Annotated in this window: 17 protein-coding genes; 3 read left to right on the top strand and 14 right to left on the bottom strand. The window is 58.2% G+C overall.

What is annotated here, in order from left to right; translation table 11 throughout:
- Window positions 1-109: 109 nt before the first annotated feature.
- The 6 genes from ADJ74_RS03620 to ADJ74_RS03595 all read right to left on the bottom strand — a co-directional run bounded on the left by ADJ74_RS03620 (window position 110) and on the right by ADJ74_RS03595 (window position 4,813).
- A complete protein-coding gene (locus tag ADJ74_RS03620; protein WP_050341955.1) occupies window positions 110-1,402 on the bottom strand; it encodes a glutathionylspermidine synthase family protein in 1,293 nt (430 codons plus the stop codon).
- Window positions 1,399-1,986: a hypothetical protein gene (locus tag ADJ74_RS03615; protein ID WP_006690636.1), complete on the bottom strand. Its 588-nt coding sequence runs from the start codon at window positions 1,984-1,986 to the stop codon at window positions 1,399-1,401. The genes ADJ74_RS03620 and ADJ74_RS03615 overlap by 4 nt, the downstream gene beginning before the upstream one ends.
- A gap of 11 nt (window positions 1,987-1,997) precedes the next feature.
- Entirely contained in the window at window positions 1,998-2,429 is a 432-nt protein-coding gene (locus ADJ74_RS03610; protein WP_050341953.1) for a DUF350 domain-containing protein, read from the bottom strand.
- 45 nt (window positions 2,430-2,474) lie between these two features.
- The gene (locus ADJ74_RS03605) at window positions 2,475-3,665 is read right to left on the bottom strand and encodes a DUF4178 domain-containing protein (protein ID WP_050341951.1); all 1,191 of its coding nucleotides are present in this window, start codon (window positions 3,663-3,665) and stop codon (window positions 2,475-2,477) included.
- Window positions 3,666-3,771: 106 nt separating this feature from the next.
- Complete coding sequence (locus tag ADJ74_RS03600) at window positions 3,772-4,083, bottom strand: AzlD domain-containing protein (RefSeq protein ID WP_050341949.1); 312 nt, start codon at window positions 4,081-4,083, stop codon at window positions 3,772-3,774.
- Complete coding sequence (locus ADJ74_RS03595) at window positions 4,076-4,813, bottom strand: AzlC family ABC transporter permease (protein ID WP_050344192.1); 738 nt, start codon at window positions 4,811-4,813, stop codon at window positions 4,076-4,078. The genes ADJ74_RS03600 and ADJ74_RS03595 overlap by 8 nt, the downstream gene beginning before the upstream one ends.
- Window positions 4,814-5,066: 253 nt before the next feature.
- On the opposite strand from ADJ74_RS03595, the gene ADJ74_RS03590 reads away from it, so the two are divergent.
- Entirely contained in the window at window positions 5,067-5,270 is a 204-nt protein-coding gene (locus ADJ74_RS03590) for a hypothetical protein (protein ID WP_050341947.1), read from the top strand.
- Window positions 5,267-5,566 carry a type II toxin-antitoxin system RelE/ParE family toxin gene (locus tag ADJ74_RS03585; RefSeq protein ID WP_050341945.1) on the top strand — a complete coding sequence of 100 codons (300 nt, stop codon included), beginning with the start codon at window positions 5,267-5,269 and terminating at the stop codon, window positions 5,564-5,566. Before ADJ74_RS03590 ends, ADJ74_RS03585 begins: the two co-directional genes overlap by 4 nt.
- Window positions 5,567-5,643: 77 nt before the next feature.
- Here the strand turns inward: ADJ74_RS03585 and ADJ74_RS03580 are convergent, their stop codons facing one another.
- The 6 genes from ADJ74_RS03580 to ADJ74_RS03555 form a co-directional block, all read right to left on the bottom strand.
- Complete coding sequence (locus ADJ74_RS03580; protein WP_050341943.1) at window positions 5,644-8,307, bottom strand: heavy metal translocating P-type ATPase; 2,664 nt, start codon at window positions 8,305-8,307, stop codon at window positions 5,644-5,646.
- Window positions 8,308-8,422: 115 nt separating this feature from the next.
- Window positions 8,423-8,896: a DUF4303 domain-containing protein gene (locus ADJ74_RS03575; protein ID WP_253271718.1), complete on the bottom strand. Its 474-nt coding sequence runs from the start codon at window positions 8,894-8,896 to the stop codon at window positions 8,423-8,425.
- Window positions 8,897-9,016: 120 nt separating this feature from the next.
- Complete coding sequence (locus ADJ74_RS03570) at window positions 9,017-9,292, bottom strand: GNAT family N-acetyltransferase (protein WP_050341939.1); 276 nt, start codon at window positions 9,290-9,292, stop codon at window positions 9,017-9,019.
- Window positions 9,293-9,309: 17 nt separating this feature from the next.
- Window positions 9,310-9,606, bottom strand: a complete 297-nt coding sequence (locus ADJ74_RS03565; RefSeq protein ID WP_050341938.1) for a Txe/YoeB family addiction module toxin — start codon at window positions 9,604-9,606, stop codon at window positions 9,310-9,312.
- On the bottom strand, window positions 9,606-9,860 hold the full coding sequence (locus tag ADJ74_RS03560; protein ID WP_050341936.1) for a type II toxin-antitoxin system Phd/YefM family antitoxin: 255 nt from the start codon (window positions 9,858-9,860) through the stop codon (window positions 9,606-9,608). The genes ADJ74_RS03565 and ADJ74_RS03560 overlap by 1 nt, the downstream gene beginning before the upstream one ends.
- A gap of 121 nt (window positions 9,861-9,981) precedes the next feature.
- Window positions 9,982-11,265: an S-layer homology domain-containing protein gene (locus ADJ74_RS03555; protein WP_050341934.1), complete on the bottom strand. Its 1,284-nt coding sequence runs from the start codon at window positions 11,263-11,265 to the stop codon at window positions 9,982-9,984.
- A gap of 267 nt (window positions 11,266-11,532) precedes the next feature.
- Between ADJ74_RS03555 and dpaL the strand changes: the two genes are divergently transcribed.
- Window positions 11,533-12,732: a diaminopropionate ammonia-lyase gene (gene dpaL, locus ADJ74_RS03550; RefSeq protein ID WP_050341933.1), complete on the top strand. Its 1,200-nt coding sequence runs from the start codon at window positions 11,533-11,535 to the stop codon at window positions 12,730-12,732.
- Window positions 12,733-12,782: 50 nt separating this feature from the next.
- Here dpaL and ADJ74_RS03545 read toward each other — a convergent pair whose 3' ends face one another.
- Window positions 12,783-13,295: a DUF4411 family protein gene (locus tag ADJ74_RS03545; protein ID WP_253271717.1), complete on the bottom strand. Its 513-nt coding sequence runs from the start codon at window positions 13,293-13,295 to the stop codon at window positions 12,783-12,785.
- A gap of 1 nt (window position 13,296) precedes the next feature.
- Window positions 13,297-14,454 (bottom strand): ImmA/IrrE family metallo-endopeptidase, encoded by a 1,158-nt coding sequence (locus ADJ74_RS03540; protein ID WP_050341929.1) that lies wholly within the window; start codon window positions 14,452-14,454, stop codon window positions 13,297-13,299.
- Window positions 14,455-14,811: the final 357 nt, after the last annotated feature.

The raw sequence follows: 14,811 nt of genomic DNA, 5'->3' as shown, positions 1-14,811 counted from the left end.
GTCACGCACATCACCTCCCTTGCGGGAGACCGACCCTCATCAGCCGTTATCTATATGATAGCACAGATGATCGAAAAGGGGAATAGGCGATTTGCCTATTCCCCTTTTGCTATGCAATGACCAATGGGACGAAGAAAGCCTCCGTCCCCGCGATCTCCTCGGGGGAGAACCGTGCGCCCACGGCGGACGGCGTGCCGAAGAGCATGAAGCACGAGAGCGTCAGACAGCCCGTGAGGCTGCCCGAGTCGACTGTATGCGTAAAGCGCGGCTGACGGACGAAGTCCTGATACATTGCCTTCTTGCTCGCGCGGCAGATGATCTCCTCGGGGCTGTCGGGCTGCCGCTCGTAGACCATCTCCTCGCGCCCGCCGCGCTTCTCGACGAGGCGGACGTTCTTCCCCTCGCGTCCCCAGATCTCCTTGCGGATGTATGTGCCGTCCCGCAGCGCATCGAAATCGTCCTCGAAATAGGACGGCGTGAGGTAACGCTCCACCAGTGCACATTCCTCGGGCGTCAAGAGCTGCCCCGTGCGTGCGAGCGCGTAGACGAGCGCCATAAAGGACTTGTTCTGCAGGAGAATCGCCTCGGGCGGATTCATCATGGCAAAACTGCCTGCGCGGTAGAGATCGAGGAACATTGTCCCGAGCGGTGCATCGTCCTCCGTGCGCTCGTCCACGAGAATCTCCATCGGGTGCAGACGATAGAGCGCTGATGCGTATGCGTTGTCGTCCAGTGGAATGCCGCGCGCGTCGATCGCGAGATCATAGAACGAGAGGAAGCGGATGTCGCCGTGGGGGACACCCTCCTGCATGAGCCGCATGAGGTAGAGCGTCGTCCCGAGATCCTCGGGGTAGTCGTCGAACGCAGAGAAGACGAACGGCCTCCGTGTGAGCGCGCGCCGTCCGAGATCGGCGAGGGGGGAGGAGAGACGGTTGTGCACCTCCGTGAGAAAGCCGCGCAGCTGCGCCTCCGCCCCCTCGTTCGGGTCGCGCCGTCCGTCGTATGCGGCGGCGACACCGTTCGCGTAGAAGGACTCGATGACGAAGCACGGGGTATCGGCGTTGATCTCCACCATGTGCAGCTGCTGCGCCTCATCGAGGACGAAGTCGAACCGCGAGAGCCACGTCGGCAGGTGAAAGGCGTTCACCGTGTGCAGATAGGGAAGGATCTCGCGCGGGATATCCATCGCGCGTGCGAAGTCGTTCGGTGCACGCTGGAGCACCTCGGCGGCCTTGCAGAAGACGCGGAACAGCCCTGCCGATGCCATGCGCATCTCCTCATAGAATGATGCCGGGAACGCCTGCACTGTATGCGTGGGGTAGCGATCTGGATAGTCGGCGTATTGAATAAAAGGGAAAATCGCAGGGTCGAGCTGATCAATATAGGTGGCTGAATGCATCATGATGCTCCCGAGGAGGAGCGGATGCCTGCCCGTCCAAAGCCGGACTGCTTGCTGATGTCCTTGATGCGGCGGCTCTTGTTCCGCTCATAGTTGTCGTTGTCGCTGTTTCCTCCGCGACCGCCGCCGCTATTGATGACCGTCGTGTGATGATGCCGGCCCGACCGTACGGGGATGGCCTCGGGCAGCGGTGTGAGCGCCCCGTCGATGCGGTAGGTCATCTGTGCGAGCTCCATGTGACCGCCGGGGTAGGAGAATCCGTGAAAGGCGAAGTAGTTTGCCGCCAGAGGGGCGATCATGCTCGCTGTGCCGTACAGCCAGACGAGGTCGCCGCCCTCGTCGCGTCGGAAAGTCACCGCCGTATCGTTGTCGTAGAGCACGGTCTCCGTGCCGTCGCCGTTGTTGAGGAGGCTGCAGCGGCGGTCGAGATCATCCGTGAGCCGTGCCTCGCCCTCATTCCATTCGGGATGCACGATGTCACATATTTTATATATAATGTCATTACGATAGTAATACCCTGCCCCAAGAGCGCCAACGGCCGCGACGGCAGCAGCGAGGATGGCAGCCTTGCGTCCCATATTTTCCATGCGTCCGCTCCTTAGTGCACTGCTCCGCTGATGACGAGGGAGAGCCCGACGAATACGCCAAAGAGGAAGATGCCCGCTGCCGTGTTGCCGCGCATGATCTGCTCGGCGAGCGCGTACTTTCGATGCCACATCTTGATGATGAAGAAGCCGAGAACGAAGAACACGATGCCGACCGCCGCGTAGACGATGCTGAGCAAGACGCCCTGCACGAAGTCGGGCGGGACAGCATCGTAGGAGGGGGAGAGGATCACGGCGCGCAGGATCTGCCCGATGCCGATGAAGGAGCCGGCGGAGAGCCATGCGACGGCACAGTTGCCGCGCTTGATCTCAGCGGCGAAATCGCCGGGGACGAAGAAATCCATGATCGTATTGGAGACGATCATCAGCAGGATGCCAAAGAGCGCATAGAACGCGGTGAGCAAGAGGGTGGACAGATCAATCATAGCGGTTCTCCTATCGTCAGTGGACTGCATATTATCAGCGATTCTCTAGTGTGCGAGATGCAGGGATGGCTTTACCGCTCTCCCATCGGACGCCGCCTGCATTTTCTCAACCCATTCGGCGCGTGTCATGATAGATGACTTGTCCTGTGCCGCTGCCGCATCAGAGGGCGCAGCTGTGGACGCAGGGGCGGCGGGGGCGGCAGGCGGCTTTTTCGGCGGCGGTGCATAGATGGATCGTGGGAGCGGCAGGGTTCCCCCCTCCGGGCCGGGCTCGACAACACCGCGGCGGCCGGTCTCGCTCCATCCACGCACCGTCTCGGCATAGTGGCCGAGCGTGCGGGCGGTCACCGACGCCACGCGATCCGCGGGCAGCGGCGCGTGTGAGACGACAATGCGCGCCTTCCCCTCGCCATCATCGGAGATCTGCAGCGTCTCTGTCTCCGCGCGGAGGAAAATCAGCTGCTGCGGCGCATCCGTGTCACTTTCGGCGATCTCATCCACATGCCCGCCCAGCCCCTCGATGAGATCGAGGGCAGCGGCGTTCTTGTCGATACTGGCACGGTAGACCTGAGCATCCCCCTCTGCCGGCTCCTCCGTGTAGTATGGCGCGTCCGAGAGGCGCTCATGAAGTGCATACGGGAACCCGAACGTGCGGCGTATGTCGTGGATGGAGTTGATGTCCAGGTCAACATCCAGCATGATGACGACGAGAAATATGGTCACACCCCATACGGCACTGCTGGAGAGTACCTTCGTTATGATGGCCTTTTGTTTCTTGGTCAGGTACCCACGGCGCTTTTGGGGGCCTGGGTCAAAGGTTTGAATCAGATGTGCATCGATTCTCACCCCGCGCGATCCGTATTTTGACCCGTCCCAGTCCTCAAGGAAGAAGTATTGATTGTCGTCAATCTCGTACTGCTCGTAGGCCGCACAATCGCCGTACGAGGCCTCCGTATCACCGAGTGCGCTCGTGACGACCTCGATCCCCGCGTCGATCAGACGGTAGGATTTTGCCGGCACGACGCGCGCGACGGGGGTGGAGAGCGTGCACTCCGCGCCGTCCTCGCTGATACTCAGCCACATGCGCGCCTCACTGTCCTTGTCCTCCTCTAGGGTGAGCCCGTACTCCGTCCATGTGTCGCTCCCATTCTGCTCGCGGTAGCAGATCTTTTCCACGATGATGTAGCGTACACCGCCGATGATGATGCCGGACCAGCAGTCAAACTCGATGGACATCCCTCGCCTCCTTTCTCCTGATACAGCTTCCCTAACATTTTATCAATGATTTCTTAAAATAAATAAAATTTTATAAAATTTCTTCATCAAAGGGCGCCGTGCATCTCTAAAATCCAATCACAACCCCCTCGACCACAAAGACCATGATGCTCGCCCCCGCCGCACAGCGAAAGAGACTTGCGCCGTTCCACGCGAGAAAGAGGGCAAAGACGAACGCCGCGCCGCCCGCCAGAGGGGTGCGCGTCGCGAGCACGATGGCGGGGAAGGTCATGACGGCGAGCGTCACGTAGGGGACGTAGAACAGGAACGAGCGAACGAAACGGCTTTTGATCTCACTGCGCAGGACGAGCGGCGGGATGAGGCGGATGGCGAGGGTCACGATGCTCATGACCGCGATGTAGATCCATACGTCACGCATCGGCATCCTCCTTCTGCTCCGTGATGGGAAACAGCCACGCACCGACGCCCGCGATGAGCAGCGTCAGAATGATCGTGCGCGTGCCGCCCGAGAGCTCACACGTGATGGGGGCGTACGTTGCCGCGAGCGAGAGCGCGAAGCTCACACCGACCATCCCCGCGATGGGACGGCTCTTCTTTGCGGGCGGGAGGATCACCCAGACGAACATCCCATAGAGCGCGACTGAGAGCGCGGAGAGTGCCGCCGCGGGCAGAATACCGCCTGCGAGGATGCCCGCCGACGTACCGATCGCCCATGCGGGGACGGCGATCGCCATGGCACCATAGTTGTAGTAGGGATTGACCATGCCGCCGCGCGCCACCGTGATGCCGAAGATCTCATCGGACACACCGAAACTCACGGCGAGGCGGTGGAGGAGGGAGGTATCGGGGGCAAACCGCTGCGTGAGCGCTGCGGACATGAGGAAGTAGCGCGCATTCGCGACGAGGGTCAGCACCGCGATCTCTAGATAGGGCGCCTGTGCCGCGATCACCGTAAAGCCCGCATACTCGCCCGCTGACGCGAGATTGACAAAACTCGTGAGAAAGCCCTGCCACGGCGTCAGACCCGCCGTCTTGGCGAGAATCCCGAGCGTAAACGCCACGACGAAATAGCCGAGCGCAATCGGTACACCGTCATGCACTCCCGCGAGAAAAACTGCGCGCCTTGACGCGCCGATACCCTGCTCCATGAATCCTATCACCTTGCCCATTACTGTCATTTGATTCTCTTATTGTAAGATAAATCACGCCATTTGTAAATGTCGGGGCGCCAAGACAAATGATTGTCAAGAGGAGAGAGAACTGGTACAATGGAGGAAATAAGGGAAACTTGATCGAATCGTCCCTCGGAGGGATATATTTTTTTCGTTGAGGTGCGAAAAGAGACACGAATATGGCGGTGCAAAATGGATCCTTGCTCCGTTAGGAAAGGATGTGTAGGCGATGTCACATGCGATGGCGTTGAATCCGCCGGCAGAATCGATGGAACAATGGGGAACGTCGGCGCATCGTCCCGTTGCCATGGGCAGCATGAGCCGTGCTGCTCTGGATGCGGCACTTGCAAAGGGCATGGCGTCACTGGAGACGGGGCGGGGAATGTCGCCAGATGAAGTAGATGCCGCATTGAGGCAGGAATTTGGCGCATGAGCCACTATCGGGTACAGTATTCTCCTGCCGCTTATGATGATTTACGTGCCATCTATCGCTATATTGCATTTGAGCTGATGGTGGAAGAAACTGCACGGGCACAGACGGAGCGGATTCGATATGCGATCCGTGCACTCGACACGTTTCCACAGCGCTATCGAGCTGTGGCCTGGGAGCCGTGGGCATCACGGGGAATACGTCAGATGCCGGTGGATCATTATTGTATCTTTTATCGTATTGATGAAACTGGTGGTATCGTTACGATTATTCGTATTTTTTTGCAGGCAGGGATATAAAAAACATCATAAAATAAACGGTCATGCAGGAGATACTCCCGCATGACCGTTTATTTTCTTGTGTATGTCCTATGCGATCAGCCCAGTTCGTAGCCCGCGTCGTCGAGGACGGCGGCGTACTCGCTGTCGGGGATGTCGCGGCTCGTCTTAAAGCTCGCCGTGCCCGCCTCGAGGCTGACGACAACGTCCGTGACGCCGTCCATGCCGCTGAGTGCCTTCGTGACGTGCTTGACGCAGTGCGGGCAGGTCATGCCCTTGACGTGAATGGTCTTTTCCATGATGCTTGCTTCCTTTCTGTCAGCGGCAGGTTCTGCCGCGGCTTTGGTGATGGATGGGGACGGTGCGTCCGGCATGCCGTCGCTGTCGATGGGGGCGATACTCGGTGCACTGGGGGCGCTCTCCGTGCGCTCTGCCGTCTCCTTCGTGATGGAGAAAAAGCGCAGGCGCAGGGCGTTCAGCACGACGCAGATGCTCGACAGGCTCATCGCCGCCGCCCCGATCATGGGCGAGAGCTTGATGCCGAACGCGGGGTAGAGCACACCCGCCGCGAGCGGGATGCCGATGACGTTGTAGAAGAACGCCCAGAAGAGGTTCTCCTTGATGTTGCGCATGACACTGCGCGACAGGCGGATCGCACTGACCGCGTCGAGGAGGTCGCTCCGCACGAGGACGGCGTCCGCACTCTCGATGGCGACATCCGTGCCCGCGCCGATGGCGATGCCGAGATCTGCCTGCACGAGGGCAGGCGCATCATTCACACCGTCGCCGATCATGGCGACACGGTGCCCCTCAGACTGCAGTCTCTTGACGTGCTCCTGCTTATCCTTTGGCAGGACACCGGCGATCACCTCTGTGATGCCGAGCTGATTGGCAATCGTGCGCGCTGTGCGTGCGTCGTCGCCCGTGAGCATGACGGGGGTGAGCCCCATCGCCTTCATCTGGGCGATCGCCGCCGCGCTCGTCGGCTTTTCCGCGTCGCGGACACCGAGGAGCCCAACGATCTGTCCCGCACGGACGACGATGAGTGCCGTCTCACCGCGCCACGCCATCTCGGCACGCACCGTTTCAATGGCGGGCGGCAGGGCGATGCCGAGCTCCGTGAGGAGCGCCGCATTGCCCGCCGCGCAGTCCGCACCGTCCACGCGGGCGCGCACGCCCTTTCCGAATACGGCGTGAAAATCCGCCGCGGCAGGGATGCTCTGCCCCTGCGCCGCCGCGTACGCCGTGATCGCCGCCGCGATGGGGTGCTCGCTGCCCGCCTCAAGGGCGGCGGCGAGTGCCGTCAGCTCGTCCGCGGTGACGCCGACGGGGCGGATGCTCGTGAGCTGCGGACGCCCCTCGGTGAGCGTCCCCGTCTTGTCCATGAGGACGGTGTCGATGCCGCCCGCCGTCTCAAGTGCCGTGCCCGACTTGATAAGGATGCCGTGCGCCGCCCCGCGCCCCGTGCCGACCATGATCGCGACGGGGGTCGCGAGCCCGAGCGCACACGGGCAGGAGATGACGAGGATGGAGATCGTGATGGAGAACGCGAACTCAAGGCTCGCACCCATCATCAGCCAGATGCCGCCTGCGAGGAGCGCGATGGCGATGACCACGGGGACGAATACCCCGGCAACGCGATCCGCCAGACGTGCGATCGGCGCCTTTGACCCGCCCGCCTCGTCCACGAGACGGATGAGCTGGCGGATGGTCGTATCCTCGCCGACGCGCGTCGCGGTGAATCGAATTGTCCCCTCGATGTTCTGTGTGCCCGAGGTAACCGTATCCCCTGCCGCCTTGCTGACGGGCATCGACTCCCCCGTGACGGCGGACTCATCGACGCTCGTCGTGCCCTCTGTGACCGTGCCGTCGACGGGAATGCGTGCGCCGGGACGCACGACGATGGTATCGCCCGCGGCGAGGGCACTGACGGGAACGGTCAGCTCCACCCCGTCGAGGAGAACGGTCGCCTCCTGCGGTGCGAGCTTCATCAGTGCGCGCAGAGCGTCCGTCGTCTGCCCCTTGGCGCGCGCCTCCAGATATTTCCCGACCGTGATGAGGGTGACGATCATGCCCGCCGACTCAAAGTAGAGATTCGTACCATACTCCGCGGTGAGGGCGAGGTCGCCGTGCCCCAGACCGTAGCTCATGCGCAGCATCGCAAATGCGCCGAAGAGAGCGGACGCCATCGAGCCGATGCCGACGAGGCTGTCCATGTTCGGCGCCCCGTGCAGGAGATTGCGAAAACCGTTGACATAGTATGTACGATTGACATACATGATCGGTAAAATAAGCAGGAATTGTACGAGTGCAAAGGTCAGCGCATTCTCCGCGCCCCAGAAGATATCAATAAAAGCGGGCGCGTAGGGGATCCCCCATGCCGCGAATGTATGGCTCATCGAGATGGCGACCGTCGGCACGAGAAAGAGGATGGAGATGAGGAGACGCGTGCGCATCGCACGGATGGCCTTGCCCGCCGCATCGTCCTGCGCGTTTCCTGCCTGTGCAGCAGCGGTCTGCGCCGCCTGCGCCGTCTGCGCAGCGGATCCGCCCTTGACGCTCGCACCGTAGCCCGCCTCCTCCACCGCCGCAATGATGGCGGCGGGGCTCGTGACATTCTCGTCATAGGCGAGACTCATACTATTTGTGAGGAGATTGACGGAAACATCCGCCGTTCCTGCCATTTTCGCCACCGTGCGCTCGACCCGCGCCGAGCACGCCGAACAGGTCATGCCTGTGATATTGAAACGTTCCTTTCGCATTCGATCCCCTTCCTATTGAGAACTGTTACACTCATTATATAATTGTTGTCAAGAGATAACTGTCCCAGTATTCTGGAGAGATGTTTGCGTACGGATGCGGACAGTGTCCGTCAATTCAGCGGGGGCGAGCCAACGCATCGGCAGGATTCTCATCGTGGTCGATGCAGTATGAGACAAAATCCTCTGTTTTCGGTATGTTTTGGAACGTATCTGTTTGGCGGAAATCCGCTAAAATCTCCTCGCACAGTCGGCGCATATCGGCGCATTGCTTCTCCATGTTGTCCTGATAGCGCGCGATGAGTTCATCCTCGTCGAACAGTTCTGCCTCTGCGATATCCGTATACGTCCAGTCGCCGGGGTTATAGCGCAGATTCGCGGCGGCAGACGCATCCGTGCGATCGCTCGCGCCACCCTCTTGGTATTCCCTCAGCGTCTTTTGGAACGCCTCCTCTGTGTTCATCCCGACAAGAAACTCCGCATACTCTGTATTGCAGTCAAACGCCAGCGCGTAAAATCTCTCCCGGGGATGTGCGCGGAGAAACTCCTCCATCGCGGCAGAAATCTGCGCGACAAGATCTTTTTTATTCATGTGGTACATCACTTTCTAGGGAGTTGCTGATAAAATGAAGTTCGTCAAATTGGCGTAGATTTTTCGCCGAAGTGCGGACAAAAAAGATGTGTCAAGATGGTAGTGCTGAATTTATCAGTGCTACTCTAGGACGTCCCGATAGGCGTCCTTTCTCTGCAGCATCATCTTCGCGGCGTAGGAGCAGACGGGGACGATCTTCCTGCCTTCACGGCGTGCCGCCGCGATGATCTCCTCGATCAGACGGCGGGCGATGCCCTGCCCCCCATAGGCGGGATCGACCTCCGTGTGCGGGATGACCCAGCGGCCGCCCCTCTCCTCGATGACGGCATAGCCGATGCAGGAGGCTCCGTCATACGCCGCGCTGCGGCTGCGTTCGACTTCGTATGTGATCTGCATGGTGATTCCTCCTTTGTCTATTCGTAATGCGTCCACATCCGTTTGACGAGAATGATGCCATCGTAGAGCTCTCCTGTCGGCGCAGCATAGCCCTCGATGTTTTCCAGCACAGCATATACCAGTCGATGTTGGATGTTGATGCGCCGCGAAAGATTCCTGCTCAGATTGCCGACGAGTTTTTCGTAGGGCGGCGGGTTCTGGAATGGGTTGTCCTGCATGAGATTCAGCAGGGCCTTTGCCTTTGTCTCAAGTCCTGCAGCTTTGAGGCGCGGCTTATCCTTTTCCGCCTGTTTGCTGAACTTAATGAGGTACATCACCACGCCTCGTCTGGGTCATACGTCGCACAGGCATCGAGCGGCTCGTGGTCAGCGGCGAGAATGCTCGCGGTCATGCCGGGGATGGCGTTCAGATAGAGCGTTTCCTGTACAGCGTTCCAGTCCTCCTCGGAGAGCAGAACCGCGTTCTTACCGCGTGTGTTTGTGATGATGACAGGGCTGCGGTTCTCGTTTACCTCAGAAATGAGCTGATAGAGATTCCGACGTGCCGCAGTGGCGTTGATCGCAGTCATATACGCTCCTCCTTTCCATGCGTTCATTATACCGTACGCTTTTGCGTGCGTCAACAATATGTATGTGTACAAAAATACCGCAGACCGAAATCTGCGGTATCTGTGTGTGAAAATAGGGGAATCAGAAGAAGAACTCGACGCGGCCGAAGAGCTTCGATGCCCTGTCCTTATCCGAGCCAAGATAGCGTGCATAGAGATCCTTGCCGCGGAAGTACTTCGCGGAGAGCACGACGTTCGGCAGCAGCGTGTAGTCGGCACCGATCTCGACACCTCTTACCCCTTCCATCGCGCCATCCGTCGTCGGTTCATAGGAGGCACCTGCGATCTGGCGATAGGCGACGTATGCGCCCCACGAGCCGCGATCCTCGGGCTCTGCACCCTTATACTCGTATGCGATCTGATAGGATTTGTCGGGCATATTCCCCATCATGAAATCCTTGCTGTATGCGTAGGCGCCCGAGAGGAAATTGTTCTTGTCGAAGCGATAGGCGAGGTTCACCCCGAAAATCTGCATCGTCTTCTTGTTGTTCTTGAGCATCGCTTGGAAATCTTCCGCATTGAAGCGGTAGTAGCCGAGCCCTGCCGTCAGGCGTCCGTTGTACTGGAGCTCCACGCCCTGATAGTTTGCCGCCTTGTCATACTGGAACTCGTCACTGCCCACGCGTCCTGCCTGCAGCTTGACACGCAGATCCTTGCCAAAGTTTACCTCCGCGCCCGAGAACTCACGGTCGAGGATGATCGCACCCGGCTTGGCATACGCCTCTGCCGAGAGCAGCTCCAGCTTACCGAGCTTGACGTTGAAATTGTCATAGACGCCCTCTGCCCATGCACGCTGGAGCGTTACCTTGTCGTTGTCCTCTTCGCCCGCGTCCTTGTTCACCTTTATCGAGGCATCGAGGCGTGCATTGACGTGCCAGTGGCTGTTGATCTCGGCAGACGGCTCAAGACGGAACAGCAGGTTGTTGTCGTTGACTTTTGTCGCTCCTGAGGGCGTACGCGATACTTCCGTGCGGTCGCTCGTGTAGGTATACTCAACTTTGCCGTTCCACTTCACCATGTCGGCGTTGCGCTCGAGGTTCGATACGCGCACGCCGAGATTGTTCAGCTCGTCGGCGAACTCGGCGGCGAGGCGATCAACGAGTGCGCGGTCGGAGGCGGATAGGTCGCCCTTTGCCATCGCCTTGGCGACCATCTGTGCCATCTCGTAGCGCGTGATGTTGCGGTCGCCGCGGAACGTCCCGTCGCCGTAGCCCTCAACCACGCCGTCATTGGCGAGCTGCGTTACGGCATCGTACGCCCAGTGGTCGCGCGGCACATCACTGAACGGATTCGCCGCCGCGAACGTCGTTCCTGCCGCTCCCACGACGAGAGCCGCTGCGAGTGCGGACACCAGAGTTTTCTTCATCGGAAAATCCTCCTTTTCGGATCATGCGAATCGGCACCGCCCGTCTATGTTTCCCATCGTGGATGGTGTCCGTGACGTTTGCTGCATCAATTTGCATAAATAATAAGAACCTTTCTCATTATATATGATACTAAGATGAGACGTCAAGCATAATATTCTAAATACAGAGAATAAATATGGCGAACATGATTCGTATCATCAGCGCGGAAAAATATGTTATAATAAGGAAAATACAGAACTACTTCAACGGACGGAGGAGAAAATCGTATGAATGAATCAATCAAGGCGGCACATCTCACGCATGATGCAGCGCCGCAGGCAGATATCACGCCCTACAGCGCAGAGGCAGCGGCGCGTGTGGAGGCATTTCATCGGACGCTGCCGACGTACGAGCCGACGCCGCTCGCCGACCTCAGGCATCTCGCACGGTCGCTCGGACTGGCGCGTGTCGCCGTGAAGGATGAGAGCAAGCGGTTCGGGCTGAACGCGTTCAAGGGGCTCGGTACGAGCTACGCCGTCGCGCGCTATCTCGCGCAGTATCTGGGCATCCCTGAGGAGGAGATGACCTATGAGCGCCTGCGCGCACCGGAGAACCGCGAGCGGCTGCGCGGCGTCACCCTCGTCACGGCGACGGACGGCAACCACGGGCGCGGTATTGCGTGGGCGGCGAAGCTGTTCGGGATTTTTGCGCATGTCTTTATGCCGAAGGGCGGCTCGCCCGAGCGTCTGGCAAACATACGCGGACTCGGCGCAGAGGCGTCGTTCACCACCTACAACTATGACGACACCGTGCGCTATGCCTCGCAGATGGCGCAGGAAAAGGGTTGGGTGCTCATGCAGGACACGGCGTTCGGCGGCTACACGGAGCGGCCGCAGTGGATCATGCAGGGCTATTCGACGCTTGCCCATGAGGCAATGGAGCAGTACGCTGAGATGCCAACGCATATCTTTTTGCAGGCAGGTGTCGGGTCACTGCCGGGGGCGATCACGGGATACTTTGCCGCGCACTATGGGGCGGAGCGTCCCGTCATCACCATCGTCGAGCCGAACCGCGCCGACTGCATCTATCGGACGGCGGCGGCGAACGACGGGGAATCGCACATCGTGACGGGGGAGATCAACTCCATCATGGCGGGGCTCTCGTGCGGCGAGCCGAATCCCCTCGCATGGGACATCCTGCGGGACTACGCCGATCACTTCGTCTCCGTCCCCGAGTGGGTCGCGGCGAAGGGCATGCGCATTCTCGGCAACCCGCTGGATGACGACCTGCGCGTCGTCTCGGGCGAGAGCGGCGCCGTCACCACGGGACTCGTCGCCGAGCTCATGCAGAACCGCAGCCTTGACTACCTGCGCGACGCCATCGGCCTCACGAAGGACTCCCGCATCCTCTGTATCTCCACCGAGGGCGACACCGACCGCACGAACTACCGCCGCGTCGTCTGGGACGGGCTGTATCCAAGCTATTGACCATAAATTGACACAAAATACCCCTGCACTGAAACGGTGCAGGGGTATTGTCATAGGCGAAAGTGTTCTTGTCGCATCATATCAAATAAGGATGTGTATGGTACTTGGAAATGACGTGCAACATCGGGAAGTTTTGGATTCTTTGAACGGCTTCCTTCCGGTATTGTCCCAGCCGACTGCTCGAAACTCAGGAGCGTATAGCCATATACTTTGGCGGCGGCAATCAGCCACGGATCGGCAATATCCAACTGTGACCAACGACGAAGCGCTGCCTCACTATATTTATCGCTTTGCTGAATAAAGCTCAGAACATCTCTGTATTTTTGAAGGATCTGCGTATCTTGCGTCGACAAAATACACTCGTTTGGAAGGTCTCTTATCCACGCAGAGAGTTCGTCCGTTCCCTTTAGAAGCTCATCCCGTACCTTATCCAGAACGGCTATTTTATCCAGTGAAATTTTTGGACGCAGCTGCTGCCAAAAAGATGGGGCAAAATCAAACGGATAGTATGCGCGGGCAGGACGTATCAGACTATTGGCATCGATGAGGTATTTTTCGCTCAACTCAACCGCCTCCCATCCGCTCAAGTGCGCCGCTGTAGGTTCTACGATTGGTCGCTGTCAGTCGGTAGGCATCCGTATCCTGTGTGTTCCCCTGAATCACGCTCCGTTCAAGGGCGGCGAGAAAACGGTGATCGAGGTTCGAGAGCAATGTTTTGTAAAAATCACCGCCGCCGGTCTTTTTCTTGTGCGCTTTTATTTGCTCCCATTGTTCTTTTTGCAATGCAAGCATACGCACATATACATCCCGTGGTATTCTTTTCATCTCATAGGCGCGCCGCAGGATCACGGCTTCGCTGCATCGGAAATGACGCGCGACCCGCTCTATCATATCTTCAACAGGAATGGACGACTCCCATACATTAGGAAATTCTGCTGCGGGGACAAGAAGCTCTGCCGCAACAGCATTGCACTTTTGCTCGAGTAGGCTCACGCGCTCATCCGTCCATTCGGAATTATTGAACAGGCTGTTTTCGCCGAGCCATACATGAACCGTTTCGTGCAGGAGAGAGAAGAGACGCCCGTTTGCTGTGTCTGTTGTGTTTATAAAGATGAGCGGTGCGTACGCATCGACAAGCGTAAAGGCACGAAACTCTCTTATATCAAGCGTTCTATGTGTATTCGCTCCGATCTTGCCGCCTGTAAATACAAGAACACCGTGCTGCGTGAGCATATTTCGGATACGATTGAAATTGGCCTCTGCGGAAGATCCTTTTCTGTACCAGTTCGTTCTGAGTGCAAGGGCATCTCGTATTCGTTGTGCAATCTCGGTTACGGAATCGTGGAGGCTGCAACTCCCGACAAAGGGAAGAACATCCACTTGTTCCCGTTTGAGGTCATCCCGCATCCAGTCCTGAATTGCTGTCATTTGATCCAGAATATCAATGAGCTCACGGCTTGGCTTTTGACGTTTTTTTCCCCCAACCGTGCGATATTCGGCAAGTGCAATATCCTCCTCTGGCGGCGTTTGCAAAAGGAAGTAGCCGAATGGAATGCGTGTTTTTTTGCTCATCGCTTCCAACTGTTTCAGCGTGGGCTGCTTTTCTCCGGTTTTCCATGCATTCAGTTGGTCGAGCACATCAGGGGCGACCTGATCTTCATGGATGTTTTGTACAATCCAGTCGATCACAGGCGCATGAACCGGTACAGTAACTCCCGCCATACGGCTCACCTCCTTTTATTCGTTTCTTTTATGATAGCATATCGAGAGAGCGAGTTCCACACAAAATGATCTGCTGGATGCCGAAATATAGCGCTCCATCGGAGCGGTGTTTCTGTTTCTGTTGAACAACGGAAATATAAAAGGTATAATGGGCATAGAAATTTCCGTTTGTATGGGAGGGGAGCGGTATGAACACGCGTGCAGGATATGAATGCGGCGATGTCTGCGCTTGAGACGTATATGAACGCAGAGGACCCACTCGATTCACTGATTCGCACGGCACTCATTCACTATTTTGTTTTCAAGACCTGCCACAACCACATATATGTCAACGACGGATTTCAGAAACAGCCGGCG

The sequence above is a fragment of the Selenomonas sp. oral taxon 478 genome (assembly GCF_001189555.1).
Classification (GTDB): domain Bacteria; phylum Bacillota; class Negativicutes; order Selenomonadales; family Selenomonadaceae; genus Centipeda; species Centipeda felix.
Note: the sequence above shows the minus strand (reverse complement) of the source record. Positions and strands in the feature narration are given on the sequence as shown.

Bases quoted from the DNA above. Each gene is read 5' to 3' on its own strand.
- ADJ74_RS03605 (WP_050341951.1), bottom strand. From the start codon at position 3,665: ATGTCCATCGAGTTTGACTGCTGGTCCGGCATCATCATCGGCGGTGTA.
- dpaL (WP_050341933.1), top strand. From the start codon at position 11,533: ATGAATGAATCAATCAAGGCGGCACATCTCACGCATGATGCAGCGCCG.
- ADJ74_RS03600 (WP_050341949.1), bottom strand. From the start codon at position 4,083: ATGCGTGACGTATGGATCTACATCGCGGTCATGAGCATCGTGACCCTC.
- ADJ74_RS03570 (WP_050341939.1), bottom strand. From the start codon at position 9,292: ATGCAGATCACATACGAAGTCGAACGCAGCCGCAGCGCGGCGTATGAC.
- ADJ74_RS03575 (WP_253271718.1), bottom strand. From the start codon at position 8,896: ATGAATAAAAAAGATCTTGTCGCGCAGATTTCTGCCGCGATGGAGGAG.
- ADJ74_RS03560 (WP_050341936.1), bottom strand. From the start codon at position 9,860: ATGACTGCGATCAACGCCACTGCGGCACGTCGGAATCTCTATCAGCTC.
- ADJ74_RS03615 (WP_006690636.1), bottom strand. From the start codon at position 1,986: ATGGAAAATATGGGACGCAAGGCTGCCATCCTCGCTGCTGCCGTCGCG.
- ADJ74_RS03595 (WP_050344192.1), bottom strand. From the start codon at position 4,813: ATGGAGCAGGGTATCGGCGCGTCAAGGCGCGCAGTTTTTCTCGCGGGA.
- ADJ74_RS03610 (WP_050341953.1), bottom strand. From the start codon at position 2,429: ATGATTGATCTGTCCACCCTCTTGCTCACCGCGTTCTATGCGCTCTTT.
- ADJ74_RS03540 (WP_050341929.1), bottom strand. From the start codon at position 14,454: ATGGCGGGAGTTACTGTACCGGTTCATGCGCCTGTGATCGACTGGATT.
- ADJ74_RS03585 (WP_050341945.1), top strand. From the start codon at position 5,267: ATGAGCCACTATCGGGTACAGTATTCTCCTGCCGCTTATGATGATTTA.
- ADJ74_RS03590 (WP_050341947.1), top strand. From the start codon at position 5,067: ATGTCACATGCGATGGCGTTGAATCCGCCGGCAGAATCGATGGAACAA.
- ADJ74_RS03555 (WP_050341934.1), bottom strand. From the start codon at position 11,265: ATGAAGAAAACTCTGGTGTCCGCACTCGCAGCGGCTCTCGTCGTGGGA.
- ADJ74_RS03580 (WP_050341943.1), bottom strand. From the start codon at position 8,307: ATGCGAAAGGAACGTTTCAATATCACAGGCATGACCTGTTCGGCGTGC.
- ADJ74_RS03620 (WP_050341955.1), bottom strand. From the start codon at position 1,402: ATGATGCATTCAGCCACCTATATTGATCAGCTCGACCCTGCGATTTTC.
- ADJ74_RS03565 (WP_050341938.1), bottom strand. From the start codon at position 9,606: ATGTACCTCATTAAGTTCAGCAAACAGGCGGAAAAGGATAAGCCGCGC.